This is a genomic window from Dinghuibacter sp. (assembly GCF_035492835.1).
Classification (GTDB): Bacteria; Bacteroidota; Bacteroidia; order Chitinophagales; family Chitinophagaceae; genus Dinghuibacter.
The window spans coordinates 1-9,375 of sequence record NZ_DATJIY010000082.1 but is presented as its reverse complement, the minus strand read 5'-3'; the positions used below and the strand labels follow the sequence as shown (position 1 = coordinate 9,375).

9 protein-coding genes are annotated in these 9,375 nt (G+C 59.4%); 6 read left to right on the top strand and 3 right to left on the bottom strand.

The genetic code is table 11. The features are described 5' to 3' along the window. Positions 1-1,534, bottom strand: a 1,534-nt coding sequence (locus VL547_RS08015) for an amidohydrolase (protein WP_325577074.1), incomplete at its 3' end; no start/stop codon positions are given. Positions 1,535-1,672: 138 nt separating this feature from the next. Here VL547_RS08015 and VL547_RS08010 point away from each other — a divergent pair. From VL547_RS08010 to VL547_RS07995, 4 genes are all read left to right on the top strand, one after another. Then, positions 1,673-1,804 carry a hypothetical protein gene (locus tag VL547_RS08010; RefSeq protein ID WP_325577072.1) on the top strand — a complete coding sequence of 44 codons (132 nt, stop codon included), beginning with the start codon at positions 1,673-1,675 and terminating at the stop codon, positions 1,802-1,804. Between the two features lie 103 nt (positions 1,805-1,907). Beyond that, positions 1,908-2,330 carry a phosphodiester glycosidase family protein gene (locus VL547_RS08005; RefSeq protein ID WP_325577076.1) on the top strand — a complete coding sequence of 141 codons (423 nt, stop codon included), beginning with the start codon at positions 1,908-1,910 and terminating at the stop codon, positions 2,328-2,330. Positions 2,331-2,381: 51 nt separating this feature from the next. Beyond that, on the top strand, positions 2,382-3,344 hold the full coding sequence (locus tag VL547_RS08000) for an aldo/keto reductase (RefSeq protein ID WP_325577070.1): 963 nt from the start codon (positions 2,382-2,384) through the stop codon (positions 3,342-3,344). A gap of 20 nt (positions 3,345-3,364) precedes the next feature. Beyond that, positions 3,365-6,364 carry a family 78 glycoside hydrolase catalytic domain gene (locus VL547_RS07995; protein ID WP_325577068.1) on the top strand — a complete coding sequence of 1,000 codons (3,000 nt, stop codon included), beginning with the start codon at positions 3,365-3,367 and terminating at the stop codon, positions 6,362-6,364. Here the strand turns inward: VL547_RS07995 and VL547_RS07990 are convergent. Beyond that, complete coding sequence (locus VL547_RS07990) at positions 6,348-6,731, bottom strand: VOC family protein (RefSeq protein WP_325577066.1); 384 nt, start codon at positions 6,729-6,731, stop codon at positions 6,348-6,350. The genes VL547_RS07995 and VL547_RS07990 overlap by 17 nt on opposite strands. A 184-nt stretch (positions 6,732-6,915) precedes the next feature. On the opposite strand from VL547_RS07990, the gene msrA reads away from it, so the two are divergent. Beyond that, entirely contained in the window at positions 6,916-7,527 is a 612-nt protein-coding gene (msrA, locus tag VL547_RS07985) for a peptide-methionine (S)-S-oxide reductase MsrA (protein WP_325577064.1), read from the top strand. Continuing rightward, positions 7,524-8,015, top strand: coding sequence for a peptide-methionine (R)-S-oxide reductase MsrB (gene msrB, locus VL547_RS07980; protein WP_325577062.1), 492 nt, complete (start codon positions 7,524-7,526; stop codon positions 8,013-8,015). Before msrA ends, msrB begins: the two co-directional genes overlap by 4 nt. Here the strand turns inward: msrB and VL547_RS07975 are convergent. Next, positions 8,016-9,375 (bottom strand): glycosyl hydrolase family 39 (locus tag VL547_RS07975; RefSeq protein ID WP_325577060.1); only part of this gene is annotated, 1,360 nt, incomplete at its 5' end. It abuts the gene before it with no gap.

Here is a 9,375-nt window from a genome sequence, read left to right as displayed (position 1 = left end):
TATCCAGCACCACAAAATCGGCCCGCTTGCCGGCCTCGAGGCTCCCGATCTCGTTTTCCAAAAAGTCGGCTCGAGCCGCCCAGATCGTCATGCCACGGATGGCTTGCATACGACTTAACGCGTCTGAAGGCTGAAACCCGCCAGGAGGGAACCCCTTGGCGTCGACGCGGAAAACGGCGGCCAGGAAGGTTTTGAAAGGGCTGATGTCTTCCACGGGGAAGTCGGTGCCCAGCGGCAGCCAGCCGTTTTGCGCGAGCAGTCGCTGATAGGCGTAAGCCGACGGCAGCCGGACCGGTCCGAGACGTTCGCCGGCCCAGTACATGTCGCTGGTGGCGTGCGTGGGCTGGACGGAGGGGATGATCGAAAAGCGACCGAAGAGTGAAAAGTCGTCAACCGAGATCACCTGCGCGTGCTCCACCCGCCAGCGGCGGTCGTTCCGCCCCGGCAGGTGCCGTGCATACACGTTAAGGATCATCCGGTTCCCCGAATCGCCGATGGCGTGCGTGCACAGCTGCCAGGCCGTCGGGGCGAGCCGCGCGGCCAGCGAGTCGTAGTGCGCCACGGGGTGGAGCAGGTAGCCGTACACGCCGGGCCGGTCGCTGTAAGGCGCCAGCAGACAGGCGCCCCGGCTGCCCAGCGCGCCGTCGGCGTAGGCTTTGACGGCGTTGACGTACAACAGGTCCGTTTTATAGGGACCCTTGGGGATAAAGTAGTCGAGGTCGTCGCGCGAGTCGCTAACCATCGCGTATATGCGCATCCGCAGCTTACCCGCCTTTTGCAGGGAATCGAGGGTTAAAATGGCGGCTTTATCCAGCCCGCAGTCGGCGACGGTGGTTAAGCCCTGGGCAAAACAACGCCCCTCTGCCGCCACCGCCCGTTCCAAAAACCCGTCTGGCGTCAACGGCGGGATCCGCCTGTAGACCAGTTGCATTGCGTTGTCGATCATAATCCCGGTCAACCGGCCATTGGAAGTCCCTATAACGCCTCCATCGACTTTTTGCCCGGGGCGCACCCCCGCGACCCCCAGCGCCTTTGCATTGGCCAGCAGGGCGTGGCCGTCAACCCGGCCTAGGACCACGGGCGTCGACGGGAAGACCTGATTGAGCAGGGTATTGTCGGGGAAGGCGGCGCCCGGGAACTTATTCTGGTCCCACCCGCGTCCGCGGATCCACGCCATACCGGGGTGCGCGTCCGCGAATTGTTTTACGCGCGCGACCATATCGGAGTCGCTGGTGCTCCCAAAGAGCGACGCCATGAATAACGACTCCCCGTACCCGACGAAATGGGAGTGCGCGTCGATAAACCCGGGGTAGACCGCCTTTCCGCCCAGGTCCGTGACTACCGGCGCCGTATACCGCCCCAGGATGTCCGCGTCAGACCCCGTCGCCAGGATACGTCCATCCTTTACGGCCATGGCTTCCGCGGTGCTGAAGGCGCTGTCGACCGTGTAAATCCTGGCGTGGTGGACGATCAGGTCGGCGGATTGTTTGCCGCGGCACGAAAAAAGAAAAATGAGTGCAATCGCGTACTTCATCCCTCAATATAAGGCGTATTTCTGACCAAACTCCAGCATGGCACTAAGACGATTAACCCTGGTGGCGCTTTTCGCCTCCATAACAGGCGCGTACGCACCGGCCTCGTCCCCACGGGCCCCGCGTGGAACTGGACAAACGTGGACTCCGCTTTCGGACCCTTACCGGAGGGCGTACACGTCTATCGGACGGAAGACAAGATGGAAGGACGCCTTTCGGTCGCCTACTATGTCACGGCGCCCCTGAAAGACAAAGCGCTCGATGGGCTTTGACCGATCCGGGAAGGCGGACGTGGCCTGAGTTTTCACCGATACCACGAAACCTTATCCATACGCTTTCGAGGATGGTCCTGTAGTAGCCAAAGGTAAGGACTCCATACCGACGCTTGCCGCGCTGGGCGATCCCCACTGGAAAGAATGGAAGATGCAGACCGTGGTGGGCGGCGGTCCCGTGCTGGTGTATGACGGCAAGGTCAGGGTAACGAACGAGGAAGAAGGGTTGTTCATACACGGCGAAAAAGACATCCATCCCCGCAGCGCCATCGGTTATACGAAGGACGGCCGCGTCATCGTGCTGGCGGTCCAGGGACGGACGCCGGGCATAGCTTCCGGCGTAACGCTGGCCGAGGAAGCAAAGGTGTTGCTCGACCTCGGTTGCTACGAGGCGTTGAACCTCGACGGCGGCGGCAGCAGCTGTATGCTGGTCAACGGCAAGGAAACCATCCACCCTTCGGATAAGACCGGCGAGCGGCCGGTGCCCTCGGTCTTTTTGATAAAGGTGAGCCACCCAGTCAAGTAAATTGAGCCATAGGAGCAATCGGCGCCATGACTTAGCCCCGACCTTTGCATCATGAAAAAGATAAACCTGGGCCATAACGGCCCCCTCGTATCAAAACTTGGATTGGGGTGTATGCGCATGTCCCCCGTCTGGGGCGGTAAAGGACAGGATGAAAACGAAAGCGTCGCCACCATCCAGGCCGCGCTCGACAATGGTATCAATTTCCTCAACACCGGGGACTTCTACGGCAGCGGTCACAACGAGCTCCTCGTCGGCAAAGCGCTCAAAGGCCGGCGGGACGACGCCTTTATCAGCGTAAAGTTCGGCGGGATCATCCATGGCGGCCGGTTCCTGGGCCTGGACCTGCGCCCGATCGCGATCCGGAACTTCATCGACTATTCCCTGGTGCGCTTGGGTATCGATACCATCGACCTGTATCAGCCTTGCCGGTTGGACAACGTGGTTCCCGTGGAAGACGTCATCGGTACCATTGCCGACCTGATCAAGGAAGGGAAGGTGCGCTACCTGGGCGTGTCCGAGATAACCGCGGAACAGCTGCGCAAGGCCCACAGCGTATATCCCGTCACGGCGCTCGAGATCGGCTACTCGCTCGCCGAGCGGACGATCGAAAACGACCTCATCCCCGCGGCCAGGGAACTGGGTGTCGGCGTGGTGGCCTTCGCCAATACCGCCGAAGGCCTGCTCTCGGGCGACCTGGCGACACCGCTGGCGGCCGGCGATTATCGCAACCACTTTTCGCGTTTCCAGGGCGGGAACCTGGTCAGGAACCTGCAGCTTGTCGAAGTATTGAAGTCTATGGCCAAAGAAAAAGGATGCACACCGACCCAGCTGGCGATCGCCTGGGTGAATACGCAAGGCAACGACGTCATGCCGCTCGTGAGCATGAGCCGGCGGTCGCGGTTACCCGAGAATATACAAGCCCTCGACATTACGTTCACCCCGGAAGAGCTGAAGACCCTCGACACTACTTTTGCGCCGGGCGCGATAGCCGGGGGAACGTATCTCCAGCGGTAGTTTTTATATACCTTTAGGCGGTGACCAATGCAACCGAAATAGTCCCGGGGATTATCTTCTATTCCTTTCTGTCGGCGACGCGGAAGGAGCACGTGCTGTTCCTGGACTTCAGCGTGCTGGTGCTGCAGGTGTCGGGACGGATGACGCTGGAAACCTCCGCCCAGACATTGACCACGAAACCGGGCGACATGCTGCTGATCCGCAAGCATCAGCTGGCGCAGCTCACCAAGAACCCGCTGGATGGAAGCGACTATCAAACCATCGTCATCGCCCTACAGGACGACATCCTGAGGACGATGGCCCTGGAGGAGTCCTTCGAATTCACACGCAAATATGCGGGCGCACCCAATACGATCTTGCCCGACACCGATTTTTTGCGGGGATATTTCCTGTCCGTGATGCCGTATATCCGCAACCCCTCGGAAAAGATCACGACCGCCATGGGCATATTGAAGGTGCGGGAAGGCGTGCAACTGCTGCTGCACGCCATGCCCGCGCTAAAGGACCAGCTGTTCGACTTCTCCGAGCCCCACAAGGCCGACCTGGAGAAATTCATGCTCGGCAATTTTCATTTCAACGTCCCCATCGAAAAGTTCGCGCGGCTCACCGGCCGCAGCCTCGCCGGTTTCAAACGCGATTTCCAGAAGACCTTTGGCGCATCCCCGCGTCAATGGCTCCAGGAAAAGCGGCTGACCGAAGCCCATCACCTCATCGAAAAGAAACACAAGAAGCCTTCGGATATCTATCTCGACCTGGGTTTTGAGAGTTTGTCGCACTTTTCGAGGTCGTTCAAGCAGCGGTTTGGCGTGGCGCCATCGGCGTTGGTAGCGGTGCTGTTTTTGGCGTTGGCGTGGCTCCCCACAGCCGCCCAGACGGCCGCCCAGCCTCCCGGGGCAGCCCAGACGGCCACCGCTCCCGGGGCGCCCTATTCGCTGCGCGTGGATCTGTTGCGCAGCCCGTGGACAACTTCCGGAGCGGCGCCGACCGTGACCAGCCGCTTCCCCACGTTCTCCTGGGCCGTATCATCGCCATCCCAGTCGGCATACCAGATCGTGGTGACCGGTGACCCGGGCGAAATCTGGAACTCGGGCCGGCGTCAAAGCGACAGTAGTATCGGTGTGCTTTATACCGGACCCGGTCTGCTGCCGGATACCCGTTACCGTTGGAAGGTCCGGACGTGGGACCGCGCGGGCAAGGCCGGCGAGTATTCCGCCACGCAAGACTTTCGCACCGGCGCGACGCTAAGCGATTTCAGCGTGCCGCCCGTTGTGCTCGTCAAGACGCTACAGCGTCCGCAAAACATAAACGGCTCCCTCTACGATTTCGGCAAGGACGCCTTCGGCCAACCACGCATAACCGTGAGCTCGCCGCGCGACGGCGATACGCTCTTGGTGCGCCTTGGCGAAGCCCTCACCTCCGACGGCCGCATCGACCGTCATCCGCCGGGTTCGGTCCGCTACCGGGAGATCAAAGTACCGTTACAGCAAGGGACGCACACCTACGAACCGGTCATCGAGCCCACCCGGCGAAAGAACGCCGTGCCGATGCCTTCCCATACCGGCGAGGTTCTTCCCTTCCGTTACCTGGAGGTGTCCGGAGCCTCTCGGGTATCCGGCGCCGATAGCGTCTCCCGCCACATGGTGACCAGCCCCTTCGACGACACCTCGACCGTTTTCTCGTCCTCGGACACGGCGCTGGACAGGGTCTGGGACCTATGTAAGTACACGATAAAGGCAACCTCGTTTTCGGGCTATTACGTGGACGGCGACCGCGAACGTGTTCCCTACGAAGCCGACGCCCTGATTGCCCAGCTTTCCCATTATGCCTCGGACGCGGAGTTCACTATGGCGGAGCGGACGCTCGATTACCTCATCGACCATCCCACCTGGCCCACCGAGTGGTCGTTACAGGATATCCTCATCGCGTGGTACGACTATCTCTACACCGGTGATATCCGGCTGGTCAGACGGCTTTACCCCGACCTCAAAAACAAATTACTGGGCAGCCTCGCGCGCCCCGACGGGCTGATCAGCACGCGCACCGGCAAACAAACGCCGGCGTTCCTGGCATCGATCCACGCGGGCGCGCCGCTCAAGGACATCGTCGATTGGCCGCCCCCGGGTTTCGGCGGGCCGAATACCGGGGTGGGGGAGCAGGATGGATTCGTTTTCAGCGACTATAATTCGGTTGTCAACGCTTATTACTACGCTGCGCTAACGGTAATGGCCAGGCTGGCGTTGGCCGTGGACCGCCAGGGAGACACCCGTGACGCACAACGCGCCCGTGACGCCCGCTATTTCACCCAGGAAGCCGCCCGCGTCCGCAGTGCCTTCCAACGCGCCTTTATCGACCCTGCGACGCACCTGGTATCGGACGGCGAGGGCGTCACCCACAGCTCCCTCCACGCCAACTTCTTCGCCCTGGCTTTTGGTCTTGTCCCCACGGAAAACGTGCCGGTGGTCTTGTCGTTCATACACACCCGCGGCATGGCCTGTAGCGTCTACGGCGCCCAGTTCCTGCTGGACGCCCTCGCGCGCGCCAACGACGCCGGCTATGCGCTCCAGCTTATTACCTCCGATGGAAAACGAAGCTGGGCGAACATGCTCCGCGAAGGCGCCACCATGACCATGGAAGCCTGGGGCCAGGAATACAAGCCCAACCAGGATTGGAACCACGCCTGGGGCACCGCCCCCGCCAACTATATCGTCCGTCACTTTTGCGGCATCGAGCCGCTGACCCCCGGCTTCGGAGAAGTGCAGGTTTACCCGCACCCCGGACCGGTGACGTCCGCGTCAATAAAGTATGGTACTATCCGGGGGCAGATCATCGAGCGCTTCGAGAATACACCCGAACGCTTCCGCCTGTGGCTCACACTGCCGGGTAATACCCGCGGCCGCGTCTACCTGCCCGCCGGACAGGTCATAAAAATGGATGGAAAAATAGTAGCGTCGCCGCGCATCACCGGCGTCGCCGCGGGGCGGCATTACTTCGAGGTGTACTCGCCTACGGTTTATCGATAGCCTCCCACAGCTCCACCTTGTTCCCCTCCCCATCCAGGATGTGCACGAACTTGCCGTAGTCGTACGTCTCGATATTGTCGAGCACCGTCACGCCCTCCTTTTTCAACTCCTCCACGAGCCCTTCGAGGTTTTCGACGCGGTAGTTGATCATGAAGTCCCTTTTCCCCGGGTCGAAATACTTGGTGGTTTCGGGAAAGGGTGTCCACAGCGTGTAGGACTTCTTCGTGGAGTCATCCTCCTGCCGCCATTCGATCTTGGCTCCATACTGTTCCACTTTCAAACCCAGATGTGTTGCATACCATTCTTTCATTTTTGCAGGGTCCTGGCATTTGAAGAAGATGCCGCCGACTCCGATGACTCGTTTCATTGTAAGGGGAGTTTTTGTCTTATTAGTCAGGATTGTTTTGAATGCGAAACCAAAACCGAATGATATCGCAAGCCCCAGAAATATAAATGTTTTTTTCATCATAAGTCAAAAATAGTGGGAATTTCGATTGGGTGAATCCCTTAGCATCCGTTTTGCCCCCGGCTATCGTACCTTTACCCATTCTATGCGACGTTTACTTTCCCTCCTCATTGTATCGGTTGTAACCATTGGCCCGGCAGCCGCCGCCGGCAACGCCCAGAAATACGACACCGCCACCTTCGCCACCGGCTGTTTCTGGTGTACCCAGGCCACGTTTCAACAATTGCGCGGTGTCGTCAGCGTTACCGCCGGTTTTTCCGGGGGTCATACGAAGAACCCCACCTATCACGAGGTTTGTACGGGCACGACCGGTCACGCGGAGTCATGCAACATCGTCTACGACCCCAAAAAGATAACGTATGACGACTTATTGGAGGCCTTCTTCAAGGTCCACGACCCGACGCAGCTGAACCGGCAGGGCAACGACGTGGGGACGCAATATCGGTCGGCCATTTTTTACCACAACGCCACCCAAAAGAAAAAGGCGGAATACTACATCCAAAAGATCAACGAAGCCAAAGCCTATCCCAATCCCGTCGTAACCGAAGTGGTCCCATATACCGTATTCTACAAGGCGGAGGACTACCACCAGGATTATTACAACAAGAACGGTGACGTCCCATACTGCAAATACGTGATCCAGCCCGAAGTGGAAAAGTTCAAAAAGATATTCGCCGATAAATTAAAGACGCCATGAGATTCTTATTAGCAGTCGCGCTGGCACTGACCGCCGCTCCTGTCTTTTCACAGCACCCGAAAACCAGTAACCCTTATTATTCGAACACCGATACGAGCAAGCTGAACGTATCGGACGCCGAGTGGAAGAAGATCCTCCCGCCCGACCTGTACGCCACCGCCCGCGAGCAGGCCACCGAGCCGGCCTTTACCGGCAAGTACTGGAACACGGACACCCGCGGGACCTATTACTGCGCCGTCTGCGGCAACAAGCTGTTCCGTTCCGACGCCAAATTCTCGAGCACCTGCGGCTGGCCCAGCTTCTTCCAGGCCGTCCGGAAGAACGCGGTGATCTACCGCGAGGACCACTCCTATAACATGGATCGCACCGAAGTCCTTTGCGGGCGCTGCGGTTCGCACCTCGGCCACATCTTCGACGACGGCCCGCCGCCGACGTACAAGCGGTTTTGTATGAATTCGGTGTCGCTGGATTTTAAACCGGACAGGTAATCAGCTGCCGGCCACCGCCACCGCAAACGGCCCCAGCTCCACCGCCTGCCCCTCAATCCTAATCACCTTTGGCCGCTCATCCCCGGTAGATGGATCCACCACCTCGACCGTCTTTCCGATGAGCTCCTTCGGCATCACGATCCGCACCGCCTTATTACGCTTATTGATCAACAAAAGCCTGTTCCCGCGGGCGGTAACAAACCCCTGCATCGTCAGCGCATCTGACGCCGTCGGCTCGTTCCCGACAATCCAGCCGTCGACAAACCTATCGCCCGGTCCGAAATTCTCGTGTAACAATTGGAGCACCCAATACCGGGCATTGGGCTGCCCTGTCGTCCAGTTGATCATGCTCACGCTCGGGAACTGCGTGGGATAACCCACCAGTTGCGATTCGCCGACGATATCGATGCCTTGGGAAGCCAGACCGAGCCAGGTGTAAGCGTATAACGCGCCGGACAGATTCCAATAGCTGGCCGGTATCGGCGCCCGGTCGGCGACGTTGTCGTTATCAAGGATGCTACCGAGCTCGTCGACGGTGGTCTTTGTCGACGGGGAAAGGCGTTTGCGGATGCTTTCGACGAATTTTACGGCATTCAGGAAGCCGTTCGCCCTTTCCCAAAAGGTGTATTGAAGATCGTCCATCCCCTGGCCGCCGCCGGAGGTGGCATAAAAGTGATACGAGATCATATCCAGGGGCGTACCGGACTTGTGGTTTTTAGGGTTGAGGAAATACTCGTACCAGTCCGGCCGGTTCGGGTCTTCGAGCGCCAGTCCCACGAACTTCGTGCCCGGTGTCTCCCTGCCGATGGCGGCCGTAACGGCGTCGTATATCCGCGTGTAGGATTGAACGGTATTGCTGTGCTCGAACTCGACTTCGTTGAGGACCTCCCAATAGGGAACCTTGTAGCGATAACCGCTCTCGTGCCTTTTACCCAGCTCATCGGTAAACCCGCCCTTCGTATACCAGGCGAACAACCGCGCATAATAGTCGCCGATCTCGCGACAGGTCGTATCGCGCGGCACATTGCCCTGCGTATAATCCCAGTCGACCGCGTAGGGGTCGTCCGGGTAGGTCACCGGCTTGCCGGTCTTATACATCCAGGCCGGGATCGTGCTGAAATTGAGGATGACCGAATGTCCCTTGGTGGCCTCCAGGAAGTCGAGGGTCATGGGGTCGATGTCGGTGAAGTCCCACGAGGTTTTCTCCTTTGTCGGCGGCTGAAGCTCCGCTACGGCCAGCTTGGGGTAGGGGAGCCAGGGGACGTAGCGCACATAGTCGCAGCCGAGGGCCTTCAACGACGTAAAAATCGAGTCGTGGATCGCGGTGCCCCGCTTGAGCACCGGGTTGACGACGACCTGT